General features: G+C 26.3%; 1 protein-coding gene. It reads right to left on the bottom strand.

Annotation, left to right across the window (positions count from 1 at the left end; all coding sequences use genetic code 11):
• Positions 1–22: 22 nt before the first annotated feature.
• Positions 23–727 (bottom strand): lipopolysaccharide biosynthesis protein (locus tag AC3A84_RS12825; RefSeq protein ID WP_487970084.1); only part of this gene is annotated, 705 nt, incomplete at its 5' end.

Below are 727 nucleotides of genomic sequence, written 5' to 3' on the forward strand. Positions count from 1 at the left end.
ATTAAGTAAACATGTTTTTTCATTAATTTTTAGTTCCTTTTAGTATTTTTTTTACATCTAACACAACTTCACTTTTAGTCGTAAATAATATGATACCAAACAATAATAACATGACCATTGATTTATATGCAATGTTAAAAAAAGAATTAGCAAAAATTGAAGGTAATAGAAGCCCAGTAATTGTAATTGCTATTGTTAAGCCCAATTCAATAAGTATCTGTTTGGTAATTAAAAATTGTAAATTAATAAAATCTTTAATCAATACTATTCTTAATATGCAAACGATGAGTTCTACAAAAACTAGTACAATAGTCGCACCTAATGCATTATAAATTGGAACAAGAATATAATTGCCAAGTAAACTAACAATTGAACCAATTATTAATGGGATTCCATATTCTTTGTCTTTTTCCATAGCCAAAGCAAACTGATTAGAGAAAATCCCTCCAATCGGATTTAATATAATAATAAATGAGACAATCATCATATTTGCGGTCATAGGAACAAATTTAGGTCCAAAAAACCATACAACAAACTCTTTCGTATTAGCAAAAATAATAGAAAACAAAATTAATGAAAAAGTCAACGTATAATTAAATGCCTTTTTAGTATACATATATACCTTATCATTATCCCCATTTTTGATAGCTCCATTCATTTTAGGTAACATAACAATAGTTAAAGATGAGAGTAATGTTAGTAGAATTCTTGCAATTTTTTGAGACTG

Source organism: Paracidovorax sp. (genome assembly GCF_057642795.1).